This is a genomic window from Streptomyces ambofaciens ATCC 23877 (assembly GCF_001267885.1).
In the GTDB taxonomy this organism is placed as follows: Bacteria; Actinomycetota; Actinomycetes; order Streptomycetales; family Streptomycetaceae; genus Streptomyces; species Streptomyces ambofaciens.
On the sequence record NZ_CP012382.1, the window covers coordinates 563,282 to 585,009 of the forward strand.

Annotated in this window: 20 protein-coding genes and 1 pseudogene; 10 read left to right on the plus strand and 11 right to left on the minus strand. The window is 69.3% G+C overall.

The genetic code is table 11. The annotated features are described in order from the left end of the window. The first annotated feature begins 489 nt into the window (after window positions 1–489). Window positions 490–804: a hypothetical protein gene (locus SAM23877_RS02510; protein WP_053126449.1), complete on the plus strand. Its 315-nt coding sequence runs from the start codon at window positions 490–492 to the stop codon at window positions 802–804. An 8-nt stretch (window positions 805–812) separates the two neighbouring features. Here the strand turns inward: SAM23877_RS02510 and SAM23877_RS02515 are convergent, their stop codons facing one another. Together SAM23877_RS02515 and SAM23877_RS37065 are read right to left on the minus strand one after the other, a co-directional pair. After that, window positions 813–1,529, minus strand: a complete 717-nt coding sequence (locus tag SAM23877_RS02515) for a hypothetical protein (protein WP_159041973.1) — start codon at window positions 1,527–1,529, stop codon at window positions 813–815. 28 nt (window positions 1,530–1,557) lie between these two features. Next, a pseudogene (locus SAM23877_RS37065) lies at window positions 1,558–2,398 on the minus strand (IS5 family transposase). Window positions 2,399–3,031: 633 nt separating this feature from the next. On the opposite strand from SAM23877_RS37065, the gene SAM23877_RS02520 reads away from it, so the two are divergent. Continuing rightward, the gene (locus tag SAM23877_RS02520; RefSeq protein ID WP_053126455.1) at window positions 3,032–4,234 is read left to right on the plus strand and encodes an IS110-like element ISSam1 family transposase; all 1,203 of its coding nucleotides are present in this window, start codon (window positions 3,032–3,034) and stop codon (window positions 4,232–4,234) included. Between the two features lie 1,582 nt (window positions 4,235–5,816). Here the strand turns inward: SAM23877_RS02520 and SAM23877_RS02530 are convergent. From SAM23877_RS02530 to SAM23877_RS02545, 4 genes are all read right to left on the minus strand, one after another. Beyond that, window positions 5,817–6,818: a CU044_5270 family protein gene (locus SAM23877_RS02530; RefSeq protein ID WP_053126459.1), complete on the minus strand. Its 1,002-nt coding sequence runs from the start codon at window positions 6,816–6,818 to the stop codon at window positions 5,817–5,819. Continuing rightward, on the minus strand, window positions 6,815–7,456 hold the full coding sequence (locus SAM23877_RS02535) for an RNA polymerase sigma factor (RefSeq protein WP_053126461.1): 642 nt from the start codon (window positions 7,454–7,456) through the stop codon (window positions 6,815–6,817). The genes SAM23877_RS02530 and SAM23877_RS02535 overlap by 4 nt, the downstream gene beginning before the upstream one ends. A 196-nt stretch (window positions 7,457–7,652) precedes the next feature. Then, complete coding sequence (locus SAM23877_RS02540) at window positions 7,653–7,853, minus strand: hypothetical protein (RefSeq protein WP_053126463.1); 201 nt, start codon at window positions 7,851–7,853, stop codon at window positions 7,653–7,655. Between the two features lie 391 nt (window positions 7,854–8,244). After that, window positions 8,245–9,093 carry a helix-turn-helix transcriptional regulator gene (locus SAM23877_RS02545; protein ID WP_053126465.1) on the minus strand — a complete coding sequence of 283 codons (849 nt, stop codon included), beginning with the start codon at window positions 9,091–9,093 and terminating at the stop codon, window positions 8,245–8,247. A gap of 271 nt (window positions 9,094–9,364) precedes the next feature. On the opposite strand from SAM23877_RS02545, the gene SAM23877_RS02550 reads away from it, so the two are divergent. Then, window positions 9,365–10,306, plus strand: a complete 942-nt coding sequence (locus SAM23877_RS02550; RefSeq protein ID WP_053126467.1) for an SDR family oxidoreductase — start codon at window positions 9,365–9,367, stop codon at window positions 10,304–10,306. A gap of 311 nt (window positions 10,307–10,617) precedes the next feature. Further along, window positions 10,618–11,184, plus strand: coding sequence for a snapalysin family zinc-dependent metalloprotease (locus tag SAM23877_RS02555; protein WP_053126469.1), 567 nt, complete (start codon window positions 10,618–10,620; stop codon window positions 11,182–11,184). Between the two features lie 192 nt (window positions 11,185–11,376). On the opposite strand, the gene SAM23877_RS02560 is transcribed toward SAM23877_RS02555, so the two are convergent. Further along, the gene (locus SAM23877_RS02560; protein WP_053126471.1) at window positions 11,377–12,267 is read right to left on the minus strand and encodes a helix-turn-helix transcriptional regulator; all 891 of its coding nucleotides are present in this window, start codon (window positions 12,265–12,267) and stop codon (window positions 11,377–11,379) included. A gap of 324 nt (window positions 12,268–12,591) precedes the next feature. On the opposite strand from SAM23877_RS02560, the gene SAM23877_RS02565 reads away from it, so the two are divergent. From SAM23877_RS02565 to SAM23877_RS41100, 5 genes are all read left to right on the plus strand, one after another. Beyond that, the gene (locus tag SAM23877_RS02565) at window positions 12,592–13,275 is read left to right on the plus strand and encodes an SDR family NAD(P)-dependent oxidoreductase (protein ID WP_053126474.1); all 684 of its coding nucleotides are present in this window, start codon (window positions 12,592–12,594) and stop codon (window positions 13,273–13,275) included. Then, a complete protein-coding gene (locus tag SAM23877_RS41095) occupies window positions 13,272–13,811 on the plus strand; it encodes a cyclophilin-like fold protein (RefSeq protein ID WP_053126476.1) in 540 nt (179 codons plus the stop codon). The genes SAM23877_RS02565 and SAM23877_RS41095 overlap by 4 nt, the downstream gene beginning before the upstream one ends. 41 nt (window positions 13,812–13,852) lie before the next feature. Next, window positions 13,853–15,112 carry an MFS transporter gene (locus SAM23877_RS02575; RefSeq protein ID WP_244902905.1) on the plus strand — a complete coding sequence of 420 codons (1,260 nt, stop codon included), beginning with the start codon at window positions 13,853–13,855 and terminating at the stop codon, window positions 15,110–15,112. A 37-nt stretch (window positions 15,113–15,149) separates the two neighbouring features. Beyond that, on the plus strand, window positions 15,150–15,917 hold the full coding sequence (locus tag SAM23877_RS02580) for an SDR family NAD(P)-dependent oxidoreductase (RefSeq protein WP_053126478.1): 768 nt from the start codon (window positions 15,150–15,152) through the stop codon (window positions 15,915–15,917). Between the two features lie 279 nt (window positions 15,918–16,196). After that, entirely contained in the window at window positions 16,197–16,829 is a 633-nt protein-coding gene (locus SAM23877_RS41100; protein WP_063796768.1) for a hypothetical protein, read from the plus strand. A gap of 176 nt (window positions 16,830–17,005) precedes the next feature. Here SAM23877_RS41100 and SAM23877_RS02590 read toward each other — a convergent pair whose 3' ends face one another. After that, entirely contained in the window at window positions 17,006–17,935 is a 930-nt protein-coding gene (locus tag SAM23877_RS02590) for a LysR family transcriptional regulator (protein WP_053126480.1), read from the minus strand. Window positions 17,936–18,048: 113 nt separating this feature from the next. On the opposite strand from SAM23877_RS02590, the gene SAM23877_RS02595 reads away from it, so the two are divergent. Continuing rightward, window positions 18,049–18,576: a sugar O-acetyltransferase gene (locus tag SAM23877_RS02595; protein ID WP_053142088.1), complete on the plus strand. Its 528-nt coding sequence runs from the start codon at window positions 18,049–18,051 to the stop codon at window positions 18,574–18,576. A gap of 193 nt (window positions 18,577–18,769) precedes the next feature. Here the strand turns inward: SAM23877_RS02595 and SAM23877_RS02600 are convergent, their stop codons facing one another. From SAM23877_RS02600 to SAM23877_RS37075, 3 genes are all read right to left on the minus strand, one after another. Continuing rightward, window positions 18,770–20,212, minus strand: coding sequence for a cytochrome P450 (locus SAM23877_RS02600; protein WP_053126483.1), 1,443 nt, complete (start codon window positions 20,210–20,212; stop codon window positions 18,770–18,772). 170 nt (window positions 20,213–20,382) lie between these two features. Next, on the minus strand, window positions 20,383–21,045 hold the full coding sequence (locus SAM23877_RS02605) for a hypothetical protein (RefSeq protein ID WP_053126485.1): 663 nt from the start codon (window positions 21,043–21,045) through the stop codon (window positions 20,383–20,385). Then, window positions 21,011–21,673, minus strand: a complete 663-nt coding sequence (locus tag SAM23877_RS37075) for a hypothetical protein (RefSeq protein WP_079029979.1) — start codon at window positions 21,671–21,673, stop codon at window positions 21,011–21,013. The genes SAM23877_RS02605 and SAM23877_RS37075 overlap by 35 nt, the downstream gene beginning before the upstream one ends. Between the last annotated feature and the right edge of the window lie 55 nt (window positions 21,674–21,728).

Genomic DNA, 21,728 nt, shown 5'->3' on the forward strand with positions numbered 1-21,728 from the left:
ACCGGCGACCCCAGCGGTCACCAGTGGCACACAAGCTGTCACGAGAAGCACACAATCCGGCGCGACATCCCCCCGAACGCCCCTGACATGCGGGCCGGAACCAGCCCCACCGCTTCAGCACAGCAAACCGGAACCTAACCACCCCAACCACCCTGCCCACCGGGCGGAATTGATGGTTCTGTTACCACTCCTGGGCGATACCTTGACCGAAACCTTGTGACCTGGCCTTTCTTCATGAAAGGGGAGGTCAGCAGGCATCTTGTTTCGGCCAGGTTCAGGCCCGCCTCCTGCGCTGCCGGACGGCACTCGGTGGCCGTCGTCGCCGGTCATGGACGGAAAGCGCTGTCCAGGCAAGTTGTCTCAGAGCGTGCGGCGGACGTGAGGCACCCCTGCATGCACGGCTTCACGGAATGCACACTTTCCCCGTCCTGCATGCGTGGTCCCCCAGCCCGCGGCAACCACCCCTGCTGTGAAGGACGTTCTTCCCCGATGAACGCACTGGGCAGACGCATGCCCTGCTCCAGCCCAAGCCGCCACCCCTCCCCCGCCACGCACCGGACCACCCGCGCCGTGCAGCGGACCGGACGCCTGCTGTGCTGGAGCCTCGCCGCCGGCATGACCACCGCCGCCGCCGACCTGCTCCTCGAACCCCAGGCACCCTGGTGGGGTGTCGTGTGGCCCCTGCCCTGGTACCTCACCAGCCTGTCCATCCCGGCCTGGGCCATCCTGCGCGCCCGTCAAAAGACCACTCAGCACCCGCCCGACGAAAACCACCTCCCGAACAGCTGGGACCAGGCGGCTTAAAGGTCGTTTCAAAATGGCGGGTCGTCCGCGTAGCCCTCTGCATGCACCTGCATGTCCGTGCCTTGCTGGAAGAGAGTGACGTCTTCCCCCCAGCGAGCGAGTGTTTCGATCGCCCGCCGCCGGTACGGGGAGTCGTCGGCAGCAAGAGCCCGGGCATCCTTGCGTAGAGCTTCGACGTGATGAGCTAGGACGGGTGACGTAAGCAACGGAAGTGCACTGGCCAGGGCGGCCCTGCGGATCTCCGGCTCGCGGTCCGCAAGGAAGGGGTGGATGGCATCAAAGAGGGTGGGTCGAAGGACGCGGAACGCTTCGATGTCGACGGCATATCCGTCAGGTGACTCTTCGTTGGCGTCTTCGGCGGTGCTGCCGAGCCAGTCCAGAAGGCCGACGCGAAGGAAGAATCCAGGCTCCTCAGTGGCATGTGATGCTTCTCCCCGTCTCTTGTCAGTGACGATGGCAAGAGTCCGCGGGTGCCCGAGGTTCGCCGCGACAAATGACGCTGCAGGGGCCGTGGCATTGTAGAAGGTGTTCTGATGGGTGATGGCCTGTTGCAGGTCGCGGAGGGCAGCGCCCTGGTTGCGTGCGTCGTCGTCGAGTAGTTGTCGCAAGATCACGGGCGTCACTGGAGCAACGTTCGGACAGCAGTGCTCCACCGAACTCCAGTCTGTCCGTAGCAGCAGTTCCTCCGGATCAACGGCACGACCGTGCGCACTCTCCAAGGTCATCCGGCGAGTGTGACAGTCCGCCAGTGCATCACTGCCGCCAGGGCCCGACAGCCTGGTCACTGGGCCGGCTCTTGGACAATCGGCGCAGGCAGATGACACAGCACGCAAGTTGCAGAAGCCCTAGATGCAAGTCGGAGCGACGCTCGTAGCGAGTTCGCAGCCGCTTGAACTGATGGAGCCAGCGAAAGTGCGCTCGACCACCCAGCGCGTCTTGCCCAGCCCTGAACCATGGGCGACGCCGCGTCGCGCTATGAAGGGCTTGATGCCGCGCTTCCACAGCAGACGACGGTACTTGTCGAAGTCGTTGCCGCGGTCGGCAAACAACCGCTTGGGCTTGCTCCGAGGCCGGCCTCGCATTCCTCGTATGTGGGGGACAGCGTCGAGTAGAGGGAGCAACTGGGTGACATCGTGCCGATTCCCGCCGGTCAGCGAGACGACGAGCGGAGTGCCGCGGCGATCAACGAGCACATGGTGCTTGGAGCCCGGCCGACCCCGGTCGACCGGCGACGGCCCAACATGGTCCCCCCTTTGAGAGCACGGACGTGTGATCCGTCCACGGAGCAGTCGTCCAGGTCCAACGAGCCCGCGCGGCGCAGTTCTGTGAGCAGGGCGGCGTGCAGACGTGGCCAGACGCCAGCCTCGGTCCAGTCCCTCAGCCGACGCCAGGCCGTCACTCCGGAACAACCCACCGTCTCCGCGGGGACATCGCGCCACGCGACACCAGTCCGCAGCACGTACATGACGCCGGCGAGAGCCGCCCGGTCGGAAACACGCAACCGCCCGGGACACCGTCGGCGCCGTTCGGGAGCGGGCGGCAACAGCGGGGCCACCCGCTCCCACAGGGCGTCAGGAACAAGATCAGCACGCACGCGGCGACCTTGCCGCCCATGATCACCGAGCGCAAGACCTGGGGCTCAACTCATTCTGAAACGAGCAGTAAGTACCTCAGGCTTCGAAGCGGCGGCGGGAGATCTTGATGTGACCGAGGCGCCGGGTGGGCGTGTTGTCGGCCTTCGCCCAACCGAAGCCGAGCCTGACGCGGGTATGCGAACCCGCACCCCAAAGGCCCTGACTGGTCGACGCTGCGGCCGCTTCACCTCCTGCCCGAGGCTCCGTCCTCGCGGGCCGGCGAGCGGGCCCGTGAGAACGCCGTGGCCGTAGGACTGCAGTGCGAGTTGGTCTGGGCCACTACCTGGGAGGAGGAGGCGAACACCGACATAGCACCACGGCTCGGCCTGCCCCCGTTATCTTTTTCGCGGTCCTGCAAGAGGGCCGCTGGCCTCCGGGCCCGGCATGACTGTTGCCCCCTGTCGATGGGATGACCTGGGGGGTGGTGTCACCGGGTCCGAGGGGTGCCGTCGGAGACGCTGATCAGAGGTCCGACCACCGTCCGGCCGGGCGCAATGCCAGGCCGCTCGCGGGCGGCAGGTCTGCATAACGTGGATGCGCGAGAACGGCTCCCGACCTTGAGGCCGGCACGCATCGACACATGTGGGGGCACGGTGATCAGCATCGACGGGGTGGGCGTCTTCCTGGGCCTGGACGTCGGCAAGCAGACGCATCACGGCCACGGCCTGACCCCGGCCGGGAAGAAGGTGTTCGACAAGCAGCTGCCGAACAGCGAACCGAAGCTGCGGGCTGTCTTCGACAAGCTCACGGCCAAGTTCGGCACCGTCCTGGTGATCGTGGACCAGCCCGCCTCCATCGGCGCCCTCCCACTGACCGTCGCCCGGGACGCCGGCTGCCAGGTCGCCTACCTGCCCGGACTGGCGATGCGCCGGATCGCCGACCTCTACCCGGGCGAGGCCAAGACCGACGCGAAGGACGCCGCGGTCATTGCGGACGCTGCCCGCACCATGCCCCACACCCTGCGCACCCTCGACCTGACCGATGAGGTCACCGCGGAGCTGACCATGCTGGTCGGCTTCGACCAGGACCTCGCAGGCGAGGCCAACCGCACCTCCAACCGCATCCGCGGCCTGCTCACCCAGTTCCACCCCAGCCTGGAGCGCGTCCTCGGCCCGCGCCTGGACCATCCGGCAGTGACCTGGCTCCTCGAGCGTTACGGATCCCCGCAAGCACTCCGCAAAGCGGGCCGCCGCAAGCTGGTCGAGGTCGTCCGCCCGAGAGCCCCGCGCATGGCCGAGCGGCTGGTCGACGACACCTTCACCGCACTCGACGAGCAGACCGTCGTCGTCCCGGGCACCGGCACCCTCGACGTGATCGTCCCGTCGCTGGCGAAGTCGCTGGCCGCCGTTCACGAACAACGCCGGGCCCTGGAAACGCGGATTGAGGCACTGCTGGAGGCCCACCCTCTTTCCCAGGTCCTGACCTCGATGCCCGGCATCGGCGTCAGGACCGCCGCAGTCCTCCTGGCCACCGTCGGCGACGGCAGCAGCTTTCCCACCGCCGCCCACCTGGCCTCCTACGCCGGCCTCGCCCCGGTAACCCGGCAGTCCGGCACGTCGATCCACGGCGAGCACGCCCCCAGAGGCGGCAACCGGCAGCTGAAACGAGCGATGTTCCTCTCCGCGTTCGCAGCCCTCCACGACCCCGCCTCCCGCACCTACTACGACCGCTGCCGAGCCCGCGGCAAAACCCACACCCAGGCCCTCCTCCGCCTCGCCCGCCATCGCATCAGCGTCCTGTTCGCCCTGCTCCGCGACGGAACCTTCTACGAGCCGAGGAGCCCTCGACTCGCTTGACGAAGGACATAGAGGCACCCCCCTGCCGGTCCTGACCTGCCCGGAGACCTCCGACGCGCATAAACGCGAGGACCAGTGGATCAGGCTCCACTGGAAGACTCGAACTCTGGTGGAATGGGCGGCTTACCGACCGGCGAGCTCACCGGGATGCGCTCAACCTGGGGCGATGCATCGTGGTCGGGTCAAGGATGGCCTGTTTCCTGTTCGGATGTCGGGCCGCAGGCAGGCACCCTGAGCCTCGCGGCCACCGGCGTCACGGCATGCCCGCATCGTGATGCCCCCGCTGCACACCGCGGACGGGCTACGTCATCAACTCGATGTGGGGATGCTCGGGCTCCGCCGGGCAGACGAACAGGTGCTGCCGGTAGCCGCTGCCTATCTGGACCCCGGTCGCGTTGTAGCCGCGGTGGCCGGGGTACGGTCCAGCACCTGGATGGGGGTGCGGAGACCAGCTGTTGCCGGCGTCGTCCCCTGATCATGCCCAGGACCCTGCTCTTCTGGCGTTCGGCAGCCGCGGTCGCCGACATCCTCGACACGCCCCCCGAGCCGCCCGCAGTGCAGTTCGACGGCTATCTACCGGAACCGTGCGTGCTCGAACCGGAGCAGATCACCGAGTACCCCGACCATCTGGAGCTGAGCGAAGGACTGCGGGAGCAGCTCAAGCAGTGGAGTGTGCCGCAGGCGGCAGAGGAAGACATGGACCCGGACACGTACTACGACTGTGTGCTGTCCAACGCACCCGGCTGGAAGGTCGGCGGCTGGCCCGCTTGGGACTCCAACGACCCCAGCTCGCAGCCCTGCTCCGAGTGCGGCACCGGCATGGAGCTCCTGATGACCGTTGCCACGTTCGAGGAAGATGATCGAAGGGGCACCACAGAACCTGCAGCAGGTCCTTGCCCTCCGGCGGGCTCAGATCGGGCACATCCCGTACGTACAGCTGCGCGACGGGCAGCATCGCTATGGGGCCGTCGTACGCCTGGACCGCCAGCCTCACCGGATACGTCCGAGGGGGCCGGATCCGCTCGAGAGTCTCCCGTTCCTCCGGAGTCAGGTCCCGGCCGTGCGAGGCGGCGAAGATCCGTCGTTCCAGCCACAGATCCGCCGGGGACTGGGCTGAGTTGATGCCATCCACCACATGCGGCTCCTCGCAGTGCGGCCACGGCTCCTCAGCGGGCCACAGCAGCGGCCCGCCGATCGAGCTGTCGTGCCATGTCGGCGCCCCAGTGCGGGGGTGCAGGCGGGTCGCCGTGCGGGCCAGCGGAGCCAGTTGAGGAAAGACCGCGGCAACGTCGATGGGCCGTGGCGGAGTGACAGGAGTGACCTTCATGGCCGCAATCTTGCCAATCGCCACTGCCAACGGCCCTCGTGGCCGCCCCAGAGTTCCGGCTCGGGCACCACCCGGGGTAGCGCTACCGCCGATCCGTTGCCATGCGCAATCCTCGATCAAGGGCTGCGGGCCACTCAAGGCCAACGCCTGCGCCGCTACAACGCCTACACACACGAGGTGCGCGACCATGTGGCGAGTTCTCTACCAGGCAGGGAGCCGACTCGGCTATGCCGCCTCCCTGCGCTGTGACATATCTCATGGGGTCTGTCCGGCCTCGTCGACGATGCCCGAGTCGATGAGGGCGACGGAGGTGACGGCGGTTCCGGCTCGGCCCCAGGCGTTGTCTTCCACGAGGACCGTGCGCTCACCCAGCAGCCGGGCCGTGCTCTTGTCGAAGATCCATTCCGTGCGTTCGCCGTCGTGGGTCCGGGCGACGGCGACCCCGTGCCGGCCCGCCGCGTCCACGGCGTCGGGGACGATGCCGACTCCGGGAATGAGCGCAGCGGCGCGGTAGAGAGCCGCAGTGGTCTTGGGGGGAGTCACCCCGTTGCGCAGCAGGTCGCCGATCGTGACGAAGGCTTCCTGGTCCGGTCCTGTCGTGGAGCCGGATCCGGCTCCGTGGTTCTTCTCGGCGTCGTCGCGGATCTGCTCGAGCAGGGCGTCAGGATCGGCCGGCAGGGCGGCGAGGAAGATGTAGGTCGGCGCGTTCAGGTTCCCTCCACCCGCAGTGCCCGGCAGCAGGCTGTCGCTGCCGCCCTTGCGCTGCATGGTCGGCTTGCTGCCGTCCACCGAGGTCCACCGCTCCATGCTCTCGTCCTCGCGCAGAAGCTCCATTTCGCCGGCTGTGGTCTCGGACAGCACCGACGTGTGACCCACCGTCTTGACGTAGGAGTACTGGCCGGCGCGCACCGTCGTCCGCGGTGTCGTCGCGGCGGCCAGGGCCGCTCTTTCCAGCAGCCGGACCGATGCTGCCGAGGCCGGTGGCACAGTACGCGCGGTGTCAGGAGATCCGGAACCGAGACTGAGGACGACGACGGCAGCTCCGGCAGCCACCGCTGTGCCCAGGAGCAGGCCCCAGCGAACTCTCGGCCGCGAGGCGAGGCGGGAAGGGCGGGATCGCGCGTGCCGGTCGACCTCGCTCAAGAAGTGTGCGCGGCGTGCTGCCACGCGTTCGGGTGCCGGGTCCGGGTAGGGCGCGGGAGGCAGCGTCCGGCTCGCCTGCTCACGCTCGACTTGTTCCCGCTGCTCCAGATTCATCGTGGTCTCCTTCGGTGGGCGTGCGGGCTGCGGTCACCCCGCTGTGCGATGTGTCCGCTGCCGGTCCGCGGTTCCGCACCGTCCGCATTCGGCACCGCCAGTTCCTCCTCGACGAGCCTGCGCAGTTTCCCTCTCGCCCGGGAAAGCCGGGAACGTACGGTGCCCACCGGAACACCCAGTGCCTCAGCGGCCGCCGCGTACCCCAGGCCGGACCAGACGACCAGCGTGAAGACCTCGCGCTCGCCGCGCTTGAGACATTGCAGCGCTCTGGCAGCGGCGGCCAGCCGCTGAGCGTCGGCCATCTGACCGACCACCTCGTCCGAAAAGTCCGGCGAAGCTTCCGGCGGCGGCAGACGGGTCATCGCCTCCCGGTGCCGGCGTGCCGCCCGGGCGGTATTGCGCATCACGTTCGTCGCGATGCCCAAGAGCCACGCCCGGACGCTTCTGACTTCCTCGCGCAGCTTGTCACGCAGCCGCCACGCCTCCAGGAAAGTGAGCGACAGGACGTCCTCGGCCACGGCCCAGTCGCCCGTCGTCCGGATCGCGTGGGCGTAGACGACGCGCGCGTGCTCGTCGAAGATCTCGGCGAACGCCGCCCGATCGCCGGACCGGACCCGTTCATGTAAGAGGAAGTCCACAGCAACAAGTGTCCGCACAGCCACAACGGTTCCTCGCCCGGCAGGAGTCCCTCGACGAGCGGTGACCGCGGCCCCTCCGTCCGCTCACAGCCCGCGCCGTGCCCCCTCGGGGCTGCCGTCCTGTCCGGCGTGGGCCCGCGGGACCGTCGGTCAGCGCCCCCACTGCGTCACGGCGCTGGGTGTGGGCGGCGCCCGGTCATTGCGGGCAGCCGCCGGCGCAGAGCAGACCGACGATCCCGCCGTCGCCGGCCGCCGCGGGGACGACGTGGTGGGTGGTGGCCGCGGAACGCCCGCCGGTCTCCCAGGGCATGGAGGCCGCCACGGCCTGGGGGACGAGGGCGGAGAAGGCTGCGGTGGTCATGAAGACGGCTGCCACCACACCCTTGCACTGACGCATCTGGACTCCTCCATCGATATTCGGCCGACGACGTACGGCGGTCGGCCGTCTCCCCGGCCCGGCCGCCACGGCTGACCGCCAGTCTCACCGTGCGCGGTACGCCGTTCCAGGCCCACCGGACAAGTCACGGCGATTCTTCATACGATCACCGTGAACGGCGGCGTGCGTTCCGGACAGGTGCGGCCACGCGGGCGGCGGTTGCCGCGCCGGGCCCCGCTCCACCGGATTCAGGACGCGGCGTTCTTCCCGCTCGCTGTCACTCGGGGGGCGGCCCTTGCAGCGCCCGCGAGAGCACACTGCGCGCCGACCGTGAGGCCGTGGCCGTACACGGGGTTTGTAAACGGCGACGGCGTCGCCCAGGCGGACGAATCCGGCGGGACGGCGTCCGGCCTCAGCGCAGCGCCCGCGAGCCGATAACCGCGAGGAGGCGCAGTCTGTCGTGGCTCTCGCCGCCCGGTACCGCGGTGTAGACGACGAGGCGGTGTGACTGCTCCGGGTCGAGGAGCATCTGACAGTTCAGTTCGAGGGCACCGACCTCCGGGTGGACGAAGCGCTTGACGTGATGGGGTCGGACGCCGACCTCGTGCTTGTCCCACAGGACACGGAACTCGTCGCTCCGCGCGAGGAGCAGCTCGGCGTACTCGGCGGCTCGGGAGCCCGGCCCTCGTAGCGTGGCCACTTCACGGAGGCCGGACGCGAACATCCGGGAGAGGAACGCGTGATCCGCCGGCGCGTAGAGCTCGCGGGTCTCCGGATCGGTGAACCAGCGGTAGCCGATGCTGCGCGCCGGACCGGTGTGGCGGGTCCCGTCCCCGGTGAGAGCGATGCCGAGCGGGGTCTGCCGCAGCGTCTCCCCGAGTTCGGTGACGACCTCCGCGGGCGTGTCGCCCAGCCGGTCGAGGACGCGCAGCAGGCCGGGGCTGATGTGCTCGCTGACGGTGCCCGTGCCCCGGACGGGCGGGGCGTGACCGGCGAGACGGAACAGGTGGTCCCGCTCTTCGAGGGAGAGGTGCAGCCCCTGCGCCATCGAGGCGATCATGGACTCGGACGGCTGCGGGCCGCGCCCGCGCTCGAGGCGGGCGTAGTAGTCGGTCGACATGTGGCAGAGGTCGGCGACCTCCTCCCGGCGCAGACCGCTCGTTCTGCGCCGCTGTCCGCGCGGGAGACCGACGTCCTCGGGTTGCAGCAGCTCCCTGCGGCGCCGCAGGTACGCCGCGAGCCCGGCCCGGTCGATGTCCATGCGTTTCCCCCTCTCGTACCGGTCCCTTTCTAGCGCGTGGCCCCGCGCTTATCCACGGATCGTCGATCCCCCTCTCCGGCGCGGCCGGCCGACGGTGCCGGGCGGACGGCAGACGTGTCCCCGGCACGGCCCCGCCGGCCTGCCGCGACCCGGTCCGCCGCGGCCCCGGTCCGCCGCGACCCGGCCCGCCCATCAGTGGATCGGGAGGTCCTGGACACGTCCGGTCGCCGGGGACACCTTGGGGACGACGACATCGTGAGGGAGTGCACACATGCCACGCCAGGACACCGACATCAGCGTTCCCGACCTGACCGGGAAGCGTGCCGTCGTCACCGGAGCGAGTGACGGAATCGGACTCGGCATCGCCACGCGTCTGGCCGCCGCCGGCGCGGAGGTCGTCATGCCGGTCCGCAATCCGCGCAAGGGCGAGGGAGCGGTTGCCAGGATCCGTCAGGGGGCGCCCCACGCGAACGTGTCGCTGCGCGCCCTCGACCTCTCCTCGCTCGCCTCCGTCACCGCACTCGGCAAGGCCTTGCTGGACGAGGGCCGCCCCATCCACCTCCTCGTCAACAACGCCGGCGTCATGACCCCGCCCGACCGGCAGACGACCGCCGACGGCTTCGAGCTGCAGTTCGGCACCAACCACCTGGGCCACTTCGCCCTGGTCCACCACCTGTTGCCGCTGCTGCGAGCCGGCCGGGCCCGGGTGACGTCCCAGATCAGCGTCGCCGCGAACCGCAACGCCATCAACTGGGACGACCTGGGCTGGCAGCGTTCCTACAACGGCATGCGCGCCTACAGCCAGTCGAAGATCGCCCTCGGTCTCTTCGGACTCGAACTCGACCGGCGCTCCGAAGCGGCGGGCTGGGGCATCACGAGCAACCTCTCCCACCCGGGAATCGCGCCGACGAGCCTGCTCGCCGCCCGCCCCGAGGTCGGCCGCACCGAGGACACGCTGGGAGTACGCCTGATCCGCGCCCTGTCCACCCGCGGCATCCTTGTCGGCACGGTGCACACGGCGCAGTTGCCTGCCCTGCTCGCCGCCACGTCCCCCCAGGCCGTCGGCGGGGGCTTCTACGGACCGAAGGGGCCCGGGCACATGGGTGGCCCTCCGGGGGAGCAGAAGCTGTACAGCCGTTTGCGCGACACCGGGGAGGCGCAGCGCATCTGGCGGATCTCCGAGGAGCTCGCGGGTGTCGGCTCCTGGGGGTAGGGCCTCCCGGGCCCGACGAGGTCTCGCGGCCCTGAGGAGACCTTGCGGCCCTGAGGAGACCTTGCGGCCCTGACAAGGCATTGCGGGACGGACGACGTCTCGCGGGACGGATGACGTCACCCTTCGACAGGAGCCCGTCGGCCCGACTCCCGCCGGTCGCGCGGGGGGTGACGGAACCGCCGGCACACGGGTGGGGGCATCCGGTGATCCGGCTCGGCAGCCGGAATGACGGATTGGCGGCCGTGCGATGCGGGCAGGGAGGCAGGTGGTGTCATGAACGCGACTACCTTCCCCCCACAAGGAGGTCGACCATGCACGTCCGTACCTTGACCGGCGGCCTGGCCGCGACGCTGCTGATGTCCCTACCCCTGCTCGGTGGCCAGGCCTCGGCCGCCGGCCCGTCCGGAGGCTCCACGCTTCCCGCTGCCGCAGCCGCCCGGATCCTCACCTACGACGCGAGCGGCTCCGCGGAGTTCAAATCCGCGGTCGACCGCGGCGCGGCCATCTGGAACGAGAGCGTCGACAGCGTGGAGCTCCGACCGGCCGCGTCCGGACAGCGCGCCAACATCCGCGTCCTGGCGGACAACGGCTGGCCGCGTGCCCTGCCCGGTTCCCTCGGCAACGGCACCGTCTACATCGGGCGCCAAGCCGTGAACCAGGGTTACAACACGGTGCGCATCTCGTCCCACGAACTCGGGCACATCCTGGGGCTGCCGGACCGCAAGCCCGGCCCCTGCTCCAGTCTGATGTCGGGGTCCAGCGCGGGCGTCCCCTGCACCAACCCCTACCCGAACGCGGCCGAGAAGGCCGAGGTCGAGGGCAACTTCTCCGCGACCTCCCGGGCACCTGCGCCGCGGCCCGTCCTGGTCGGAGACTGACCGAAAGCTCAGGGAAACCGTCCGTGCTCCACCCGTGCACCCCACCCCGCACACGAGGGGTGGGGTCACGCGCTCCCAGCGGGTCGCCTACCCCGGCCGCGCCCCGCCGGCCTCTCGGCGCTCCGGACACCACCCCGTCAGCCCCCGGCGCTCCGGGCACCGCTGATCGGACCCTCCCAGCCCTGTCGGCGGTCAGCCGATCGCCGACCGTTCGGTGCCCGGGTCGGCTTCCTGGGTGGCGGCCCAGGTGGCGAGGAGGCGCAGCCCTTCTTCGGAGGGGGAGCCGGGCTCGGCGGTATAGATGGTGAGGGTGAGTCCGGGGGCGGCGGCCATGTCCAGGCCCTCGAAGGCGAGGGAGAGGTCGCCGACGGCGTGGTGGTGGAAGTGCTTGGTGCCGGTGCCGTGGTGGCGGATGTTGTGCGCACTCCACCGGGTACGGAATTCGTCACTGCGGGTGCACAGCTCGCCGACCAGGTCGTGCAGGCCCTTGTCGTGCGGGTTGCGGCCGGCTTCGGCGCGCACGATGGCGACGGTGATGTCGGCGAAGGCGTCCCAGTCGGGGTAGAAGCGGCGGGCGGCGGGGTCGAGGAAGGTGAAGCGGGCCAGGTTCTGCTGGTTGCCGGGCGTGGTGTAGACGTCGGCGTAGAAGGCGCGGAAGAGCTGGTTGGCGGCGAGGATGTCCATGCGCCCGTTGCGGACGAACGCCGGTCCGGCGGTGATCGCGTCCAGGGTCCATTGCAGGCTGCGGTGCGGCTTCCACTGCCCTTTGGTACGGCGGCGGGGGCGGGTGAGGGCGTCGGAGCCGTCGGCGACCTGGGCCAGGTTCACCAGGTGGGCGCGCTCGGCGTCATCGAGCTGGAGGGCGCGGGCGAGAGCTTCGAGGACGGACGGGGAGACCCCGGCGAGGTTGCCACGCTCCAGTTTCGAGTAGTACTCCACGCTCATGTCGGCCAGGGCCGCGACCTCGCCGCGGCGCAGGCCCGGCACACGGCGCCGGGAACCTTCGGGCAGTCCCGCCTGGCCAGGGGTGATCTTCGCGCGCCGCGAGGTGAGGAACTCGCGGACCTCCTCACGGTTGTCCATGTCTTCGACGGTACGTCCCGCACGCGGCCATAGGGATGTACTGCCGGTGCACCCCTTGTCAGTGCCTCGCTGCGCGCGTGAAGAGGGGGTTACCTGGAAGGTGTGGTGCTTCTCCTTCGGCCGCCAAGGCGGCTGAGGCGCAGCTCCACACCCTGCGGTACGCCGGAGCCCCGGCCACCAGCTGAGCCCGGGCCCTTGGTCCAGGGCGCCGCACAGCACCGCGGACGCATGCCCCGCCGTGAAGCCGCTCGGTGACCACACTGCTCCTTCCTCGGGCGGCCTCTACGGGGCCCGCCCGCACCCACGTTGTTGAGGAGAACTACCGTGACCACCTTCGCCCTCGTCGGCGCCGGCCCCGGCCTGGGGCTCGCAGCCGCCCGTCGCTTCGGCAAAGCGGGCCACAGCGTCGCCCTTCTCTCACGCAGCGCCCAGCATCAGGACCACCTGGTAGCCGACCTGGCGAGGGAGGACATCCACGCCTGCGGCTTCACCGCCGACGTCCTCGACCCCGCCTCCCTCACCGCGGCCCTGCGTGAAGCCGCGGACACGCTGGGACCCGTCGAGATCTTGCAGTTCAGCCCGGTGCCCCGCGGCGACTTCATGAAGCCGGTCCTGGACACCACCGCAGCCGACCTGGATGACCCGCTGGGCTTCTCCGTCAAAGGGCCGCTCACCTGCGTGAACACGGTCCTGCCCGGAATGCGGGAGCTGGGCCGGGGCACGCTGCTGTTCGTCAACGGCGGCAGCGCGGTACGCCCGCACCCGGACCGGGCCGGCACCTCGATCGCGTTCGCCGCTGAGAGCGCCTACGCGGCCATGCTCCACACCGCGCTCGCCCCGGAGAACATCCACGCCGCGCAGCTCATCGTCCCCGGCGCGATCAGCCCCGACTCCGCGACCTCCAGCCCCACGGCGCTGGCCGAGCGGCTGTACGGCCTGCACACCGACCGCAAGGGCTTCCGCCACTACGCCGAGCCCATGCCCGACCTGCTGGACGGCCCTCCGTGACCTTCATCCTTCGCCGGGCCCTGACCGCCACCGCCATCACCGGCGTACTGCTGGTGACCGCGACCGCCTGCTCCGACGACTCGCCCGTCGAGCAGGCGCCGGCCACCGGCTCCGCGTCATCGTCCGTGACCGGGCAGCCGCAGACTTCGGTGTCAGCAAGCGCGTCCGTCTCAGACAGGAGAACTCCGATGGACATCCGCGTCACCATCGACGGCCGGCCCGTCGACGCGACTTTGAACGACAGCCCCGCCGCCCGTGACCTCGCCTCCCTGCTCCCACTCACCCTGGACCTGGAGGACTTCCATGGGACCGAGCGGATCGCCGACCCGCCCAGGAAGCTGACCACCGAAGACGCCCCCGAACCGGCCGCGGCAAAGGTCGGAGACATCGCCTACTTCGCGCCCTGGGGCAACCTCGCCTTCTTCTACAAGAACGGCCCCTCCGCCTCCTCCGACCTGCTGATCCTCGGGCACATCGACGCCGACGCCGACCAGCTGTCCGGGGCCGACCGCATCACCCTTGAGGCCACCTCCTGACCTCGTCCACCCCGCCTCCTCGTACGGGAAGAAGTTTTCGCATGTCCTCCGCCACCGGGTCCGCCCGCGGCAAGCTGCCCTTCGTCGTCTGGGTGCTCGCCGCCGGCACGTTCCTGATGGGCACCACCGAGTTCGTCATCGCCGGACTGCTGCCCGAGATGGCCGCCGACCTGAACGTGAGCCTGTCGCACGCCGGTCTGCTGATCACCGCATTCGCCGTCGGAATGATCGTCGGCGGGCCGACGATGGCCATGGCCACCCTGCGCCTGCCCCAGCGCCACACCCTCGTCGGCGCCCTCGCCGTCTTCGCACTCGGGCACACCGTGGCCGCCCTGAGTACCTCCTTCACCGTCGTGCTGACCGCCCGGGTCGTGACCGCTCTGGCCACCGGAGCGTTCTGGGCGGTCGGCTTCGTCATCGCCACCACCGCCGCCGGGCCCGCACATGCCACGCGGGCGGTCGGCGTCATGATGGGCGGCCTCACGCTGGCGAATGTCGTCGGCGTGCCGATCGGCTCGTTCGTGGGTCAGTACACCGGCTGGCGCGGCCCGTTCTGGGCGCTGGCCGTTCTCGCCGCGCTGGCCGCCGCGTTCGTCGGCCGGTTCATCCCTCGTACCGGACTGCGGGCCGAGGTGTCGGTGCGGGCCGAGGTCCGGGCCCTGGGACAGGGGCGGCTGTGGCTGGCGCTCGGCGCGGCCGTGCTGATCATGGGCGGTGTCCTGGCGACGTACACGTACATCACGCCGCTGCTGACCGACCGGGCGGGCATCCCGGCGGGTGCTGTGCCGCTGGTGCTGATCGCCTTCGGTGTGGGTGCGCTGGGCGGCACCGCCATCGGGGGCCGTCTCGGGGACCGCCGCCCGATGGTGACGACGATCACCGCGTCGGCGGCCACCGCCCTCATCCTGCTGGCCCTGATCCCGGCCTCCAGCAGTCCGGTGGCCGCCGTGGTTCTGGTCTTCGGCATGGCCCTGGCCGGGTTCACCGTCAACCCGGTCGTCACCTCCCTGGCCGTCCGCTTCGCCGGGGATGCTCCCACCCTCACCTCGGCGCTGACCACCTCCGGCTACAACACCGGCATTGCCGCCGGTTCCCTTGTCGCGGGCCGGGCCCTGGACTCCTCGCTCGGTCTGTCCGGTCCGGCCCTGGTCGGTGCGGTCTTCGCCGCGCTCACCCTGCTGCCCCTGATCGCCCTCGCGCTGCGCGGCACCGCCGGCCCCGCGCGGATCGTCGCCCACCACATCACCGACACCGACGAACCTCGGCAGACAGCTGAAGCCGCCACGACGACCGCACGCTGAACTCCACGCCTGTACGCCTTCGTTGGGAGCAACCGCCATGAACCCCACCTACGACTTCACCGGACAGGTCGCCTTCGTCACCGGCGCCTCCTCTGGCATGGGCCTGGCCACCGCCCGCGCCTTCGCCGCCTCGGGAGCCGCCGTCGCCCTCGCCGACATTGATGAGGACGCCGTGAACGCCGCCGCCGAGCGGCTCGCGGACGACGGCCATCAGGTCCTCGCGCTGGTCTGTGACGTCACCGACGAGGACCAGGTCGCCGCCGCCGTTGACCGCACGGTCGAAGCCTTCGGCCGGCTCGACATGGCCTACAACAACGCCGGGATCATGCCCCCGCCCACCGACGCCGCAGACGAGAGCGCCGAGCAGTTCGACCGCGTCCAGGGCATCAACCTGCGGGGCATCTGGGCGAGCGTGAAGCACGAACTGCGCCACATGCGGGAGCAGGGCAGCGGCGCGATCGTCAACTGCTCCTCCCTCGGTGGCCTGGTCGGCAACCCCGGCCGCGCTGCCTACCACGCGACCAAGCACGGCGTGATCGGCCTGACCAAGAGCGCCGCCCTCGAATACGGCTCCCGCGGCGTCCGGATCAACGCCGTATGCCCCGGCACGATCAGCACCCCGATGGTCGACGCCATGGTCGACGGCGGAGAACTCGACCTCAGCCGGGCCGAAGCCGGCCAGGCCATCGACCGGCTCGGCACCGCCGACGAGATCGCCCAGGCCGTGCTGTGGCTCTGCAGCGACGGCGCCGGCTACGTCACCGGCATCGCCCTGCCCGTCGACGGCGGCTACACCGCCCAGTAACCACTCGGGCCGCGTACGACACGACGCCCGCGCCGCTCTCCGACGAACCCGACCCTCGTAAGCCTCCTGGCCACCAGGAGGCCATCGGGCCATGCCCTCCCCCGCGGCGCCACCGCTGCGCTGTTGACCCTGTCCACGACGCGAAGGTCTCCCCTATCCTGTTGACACGATTGCTGAAGCTTGGGCACGTGTCATCGAGGTCCGAGTGAGTACCCCACCCCTACTCCTGTGAGTACGTGCACTCACGTAGAGGCGGCGGCTTGATCGAAGACTTGGCACATGAGAACCCTTGTCTCGACGAGCCCGGTCGCCCGCTCCCCGCGCCGCCTGCGGCTCACGCTCGCGGTAGCAGCTCTCACCACTTTGGCGCTCACCGCCTGCGGCACGGAGAAGACAGACGCCGACGGACCGCAGAGCAAGCACGTTGACACCGCCGGGGCCCGGCCCAACGCGGCCTTCACGGAGATGCTGAGTCAGGTCGCGCAGTCGTGTCCCCCGAGCGCTGCGCCAGAGGCGCCGCCGATCGGTCCGGCGGAGACGTTGTCGCCCGGTTCGGTGGAGACACCGCCGAGCGAGGCGATCGAGCCGATCGCCCCCACGGCGGGGCCGGAAGTGGAGCTGAACGCTCGCGACTGGTGCGCGGGCGTTCGCCATGAACAGCGCATCGCCCAGGAGCTGTGGGATCTGGCGGACCCCACCCCCGCCAAGGTCAGGGCGATCCTGAACGATCTCGGCTACATCGACGAGCGCATCCACGACCTGGAGCAGTCCGGTACGACCACACGGTTCTTCGTCGACCTGCGCGACCGCGGCGGACGACTCTGCTTGGACGGCTCGGCGGCCGGCGAACAGACCGTCGTCGAAATGTGCGTAGCCCCCGCGAGCGGCCCGTTCACGCCTGAAGAACGGTAACCACCAGCTCGCGCCCAACAGCCTCGCCACGGGCCGCTCGCGTGCAGGGCGGTGGACACTCCCGGCTGCGCGGGGGCTTCCGGCACTCATTGTGCAGGCGGCTGCACAACGATGATGGAGGTCCTGCACAGTCGGCGTGCGCGGCGACTGTGCACAGGCGGATGCACAGTCGCCCCTCAGGCGACACTCCAGTCCGGTGCCCACACGTCGTGCGGGGGCCTCGGGCCTGCGGTGCGCAGATGGTCGCGTAGCGCGGTCAGCACGGGGTGTTGGTCTCCGCTGCGAAACAGCAATGCGTGCGGGTAGACCGGGGTCGGGTCGTGCAACGGGATGCGCCGTAGGTCGTGGGCCTGGGGCCACAGGTACCGGTCTCCGCTGCCGACGAGGGTGGCCAGCGAGGCCGAGTCGGCCAGCGCGTCCATCAGGGCCTCGTCACCGAAGTTGGGGCCGAGCGCGTCGATGCTCAGGCCGAAGGCCTTGGACAGCGCCTGGTAGAACGCCGCCCACTCCGTGTCGGACCTGATCCCGGGGATCCAGATGCGGTGGCCGGCCAGGGCCGCGGGACTGACCCAGGGCGCGTCAGCCAGTGGGTGGCCGGGTCCCACCAGGAGCTCCAGGGGTGCGTCCAGGAGTCGTTCGGCGATGATGCCCGCCGGGACCTGGTCGGCCGGCAGGGCGCGGAAGGACGCGTCGACGGTCCCTTCGAGCACCGCCTGGGCGGCCTGGGCGGCGTTCTCCGCGCTCAGCGTGACCGCGTCCAGGTCCGTCTCGGGGTGGGAGCGGTAGAACCGGTAGACAGCCTGGGCCGGGGCGATACGCCGATTGAGGACATCGACGCGCAAGGGACGGCTTCCGGGTCGTACGGCCTGTTCGGCCTGCTCGATGGCCGCCAGGACTTTCTTGGCGTGCGGCAGGAAAACCTGCCCGTCCAGGCTCAGTCGGGAGCCTCGGGAGGTCCGCACCAAGAGCGTGACCTCGATGTGCCTCTCCAGGGCCGCGATCCGCTTGGAGACCGCCTGTTGGCTGATCCCCAGCTGGTCGGCAGCAGCCTGGAACTGGCCGGTCTCGGCGACTGCCACGAATGTCCGTAGCGCTTCAGCATCCACACTTCTACCCTACTTCTACAACTGATGGTTGTGTCTGGCGTGGTGCGGGTTGTTTGATCGATTGTTCTGCGCGGTGGTGGGATAGGCGCATGTCTACTCGCACAGAGCAGGTCATGTACGTCCGGACCCCTGAGTTCACGCGTCATGCGGAGCGGATCGTGGAGGTGACCGATGCGACGTCTCGGCTGAACGTGTTGCCCTTCAGCGACAGCGAAGGGCGCGCGGAACTACTTTCTGTTGTGTTCGGCGGTCCGCTGCCGGAGTCGGTGGTGATCTACCCGCCGTTCTTCACCGAGTACGGGCTCAACACGACGTTCGGGGAGAACGTCTTCGTCAACCAGGGATGCACCTTCATGGACAAGGGAGGCATCCGTATCGGCGACGGCGTCATGATCGCCCCAAGGGTCAGCCTCATCACCGGGGGCCACCCCCTGCGCCTGGCCGAGCGCCGCGAGTACCTCTCGTTCGCCCCGATTGTCATCGAGGACGACGTCTGGATCGGGACGGCTGCCGTGATCACGCAAGGGGTGACCATCGGCGCCGGTGCGGTGGTCGCTGCCGGTGCGGTGGTCACACGTGATGTTCCTGCCGGCACCGTGGTCGCGGGAGTGCCAGCCCGGGTGATCAAGACGATCGACTGAACCCGACCGGGGCTGCCAACGGGGTGCGCAGCGCCTCTGCGGTCTGGTCCTGATGCCTCGTCACACCCCGCTGACCGACCGGCAGTGGGACCGCATCCGACTTCTGCTGTCCTCCAGTACCGTCGGACGTCCCTCCGGGGCGCTCTGCTTCTGCACGCGAGAGGGGACGACCTATCCGCTCACGGTTGGTGGATCACGGGGTGCTCGGTTGGGCGGTCGGGCAGTGGGCCTGGCCTTCGTCGTCTTCATTCCTTGTTGTGGTGGGGCGGCTGTAGGACATGGTCAGACGGTCGGGCTTGACGGTGACGACAGCTTGCGGCCGCGGCGGTCGTGTCGTCAGTTGAAGGTGCGAGCAGTTCTGGAGGATGGTCGCCAGGATGATCTGCAGCTCGGCCCAGGCGAAGTTCTCGCCGATGCATTTGCGTCGTCCGTCGCCGAAGGCGAGAAATGATCCACGGGTGGCCGCGGCCTCTCCGCGCGTCCAGCGGTCCGGGTCGAAACGCTCGGGATCCGGGAAGACCTCCGGGTCGTGCTGGTGGAGGTACGGGCTCCATACGACGTCTGCGCCTGCCGGAATGGCGTGTCCGCCCAACTTGGTGTCTCGGGTCGCGGTGCGCGTCACCATCCAGGCCGGCCCGTACTTGCGCACGGCTTCCTGCAGCACGCTGCGGGCGTAGTGGAGCTGGTCGACGTCGGTATAGCGAAGCGGTCGGTCCTGGCAGACAGAGGTGAGCTCGGCGCGCAGGCGTTGTTCGACGTGCGGGTGCTGGCTGATCTCGTACAGGGACCAGGCGAGGGTGGTACCGGTGGTCTCGATGGCTCCGGTCAGCAGGGTGATGGCTTCGTCCTGGAGCTGCTGACGGCTGAGGGGCTCTGGTGCGGTGAGGAGCGTTTCGAAGAGACCGGTGGGACGGTCGGCGTGGGGGCACCCGGTGGCCTGCGTCGTCGTCGCGGACGTGGTGGACAGTCGGCTGGTGTGGTGGTCGATGGCCTGGTCGATGAGCGTGCGCAGGCGGGCCACCCGGGCCGCGTGGGCACGGTTCGCCGGCAGTGGCAGCCGGTTGGCCCAGGGCGGCAGGATGGTCTGACGGATGGTTCCTTTCATGATGGCCGGCATGAGGGCGGTGAATTCCTCTTGCAGGTGGGGTGGCAGGTCTGTGCCGAACAGTGCGACGAGGAAGGCTGCCAGGGTCAGGTTGTTCATGTCGGCGAAGACGTCACGGTGTTCGCCGTCCTCCCAGGCGTCGACCATGGACTGAACCTGGTTGATCATGGCGTCGCCGCGGGTGGCGATGTGGGCTTTGTTGAACATCGGTTGCATCAGGCGCCGGTTGCGCAGGTGGACGTCTCCGTCCGCCACGGTGGCGAGTCCGTCACCGAAGAACACGCGGAGCGCGTCGATGATCTTGCCGCCCTTGGTGAAGTCCGCGGCGTCGGTGACCAGGACCTTGCGCGTGAGGGCAGGGTCGGTGACCACATAGGCGGGCGCGGTGCCGATACGTATGCGCACGACGCTGCCGTGCTCTCGCAGCGAGGCCATGAAGGGCAGGGGGGTGCGAGCGAGGCGGTGGGCGTGCCCAATCAGAGGAAGGCTGCCCGGCGCAGTCGGTGTGGGCGTGAAGGGGGGCGTGGTCACTGTGCTCGGCTCTCCTCATGGTGGGGTCATTGAGGTGCGGCCGATGCATGCCCAAGATCAATCCCGCGGAAGCCGTCTGCGCGCGATCTTCACATGCCCGAGCTGGAACCAGCCGTCTGGGACGGCCACGTTGTAGTCCGTGGGCGGTGAGGAGAACTGGTCGACCGTCTTCATGCCGCCCCTCCATCAGCGGGAGTCGAGACGTCTCCGGTCAAGAGAGGAGTAATCCGCATGGTCCGAACTGCTTCGTCAGCCAACTCGGTGATCTGTTCTGTGAGAGCGATCTTCTCCCAGGTCACCGTGACAACGATGAGACTCTCCATGCCGGGAGGGAAGACGGCGTACTTGATGAACTCGGTCAGCTTGCGACCGAAGCCGAGTATCCGCTTGATCTTGAGCGTTGCCTGGATACGCACCGCAGGTCCCGCGGCCAACTCGAGGTGAGCGATCTGGGGTGTACCCGTGACCTCCGCGTTACCCCACTGCAGAAGCAGCGGGACGACCTCTCCCCGGTCGGGCCGAGGCACGCCCTCATCGCCGTACGAGTCGACCATGAGGTTTGCGAGGGCCTCCCCCGCCTCCGAGTAGTACGCCGCCGCGAGTGTGGGCGTGCCGTCGTTGAGGTCCACGGCCCGCTCGACCATGTCGTCGAAGACCGCGCTCTTCTCGATCTGGAGGCCGAGTGGATTGAGCCGGTTCACGACCTCCGTTGCCAGTTCCTTGGCCTCGGCCTTGGTCCCGTCGCGCAGCGTGAGATCGATCCACCCCGGCTGGAACTCGAAGGTGCACTCGAAGGTCTCATCCAGCGGAGCTGGATCGTCCGGTGTGGTCATGCTCGGACCTTTCATCAGGGTGCGGACGGCCTTCAGCCGATTCAGACCGTTCTATAGAGTTCCGTCCAGACTCAGACCGCCCAGCGTAATACCGGCTCCGAACCGGGTCCTTCCTCGGTGACGAGGGGGTCTGCCAGGTTGTCGATCTTTCGGTGTACTTGTCTCCGTGCTTTACCTCTGAGCAGAAGATGGCGCGTCGGCCATGGAGGGCGTGCCATGAGAAGCCGAGCGGTGCTGCGTCGGCATAGTCGCCCAGGAGTCTCATCAGGACGTCCAGCAGAACGGACTTGCCGATTGTGCCGGAGTCGAAGAGGAGCGGCGGGACCTGTCCGCCGACGTCTCCGGTGACGGAGTAGCCGAGCAGCAGTTGGAAGTCGCTGACCATGTGCTGGGCTTCGGCGTCTTCGCCGAAGGCGTCTGCCAGGAAGCGTTCCCAGCGTGGAGTCGGCATGGTTCGTGGGTCCGATGGTGGTGGACCGTGAGTGGAAGTCCTTGGCGGGTCCGGTGCTTTCACCAGGCCGGTGCGCAGGTCGACCATGCCGTCGGGGGTGCACAGCGCGTAAGGGTCGGCGTCCAGGAGGGCGGCGTTGATGACCATGCCGGGGGCAGATGTGGCCTGCGTCAGCATGGCGTTGATGCCGGTGGTGGACAGCGCCAGCTGACGGTGGTGGGCCTCGGCACGC

Coding starts and splice junctions, on each gene's coding strand:
- SAM23877_RS02550 (WP_053126467.1), top strand. CDS start 9,365: ATGCCACGCCAGGACACCGACATCAGCGTTCCCGACCTGACCGGGAAG.
- SAM23877_RS02540 (WP_053126463.1), bottom strand. CDS start 7,853: ATGCGTCAGTGCAAGGGTGTGGTGGCAGCCGTCTTCATGACCACCGCA.
- SAM23877_RS02580 (WP_053126478.1), top strand. CDS start 15,150: ATGAACCCCACCTACGACTTCACCGGACAGGTCGCCTTCGTCACCGGC.
- SAM23877_RS41100 (WP_063796768.1), top strand. CDS start 16,197: ATGAGAACCCTTGTCTCGACGAGCCCGGTCGCCCGCTCCCCGCGCCGC.
- SAM23877_RS02575 (WP_244902905.1), top strand. CDS start 13,853: ATGTCCTCCGCCACCGGGTCCGCCCGCGGCAAGCTGCCCTTCGTCGTC.
- SAM23877_RS02530 (WP_053126459.1), bottom strand. CDS start 6,818: ATGAATCTGGAGCAGCGGGAACAAGTCGAGCGTGAGCAGGCGAGCCGG.
- SAM23877_RS02510 (WP_053126449.1), top strand. CDS start 490: ATGAACGCACTGGGCAGACGCATGCCCTGCTCCAGCCCAAGCCGCCAC.
- SAM23877_RS02515 (WP_159041973.1), bottom strand. CDS start 1,529: ATGACCTTGGAGAGTGCGCACGGTCGTGCCGTTGATCCGGAGGAACTG.
- SAM23877_RS02595 (WP_053142088.1), top strand. CDS start 18,049: ATGTACGTCCGGACCCCTGAGTTCACGCGTCATGCGGAGCGGATCGTG.
- SAM23877_RS02545 (WP_053126465.1), bottom strand. CDS start 9,093: ATGGACATCGACCGGGCCGGGCTCGCGGCGTACCTGCGGCGCCGCAGG.
- SAM23877_RS02605 (WP_053126485.1), bottom strand. CDS start 21,045: ATGACCACACCGGACGATCCAGCTCCGCTGGATGAGACCTTCGAGTGC.
- SAM23877_RS02560 (WP_053126471.1), bottom strand. CDS start 12,267: ATGGACAACCGTGAGGAGGTCCGCGAGTTCCTCACCTCGCGGCGCGCG.
- SAM23877_RS02555 (WP_053126469.1), top strand. CDS start 10,618: ATGCACGTCCGTACCTTGACCGGCGGCCTGGCCGCGACGCTGCTGATG.
- SAM23877_RS37075 (WP_079029979.1), bottom strand. CDS start 21,673: ATGCTGACGCAGGCCACATCTGCCCCCGGCATGGTCATCAACGCCGCC.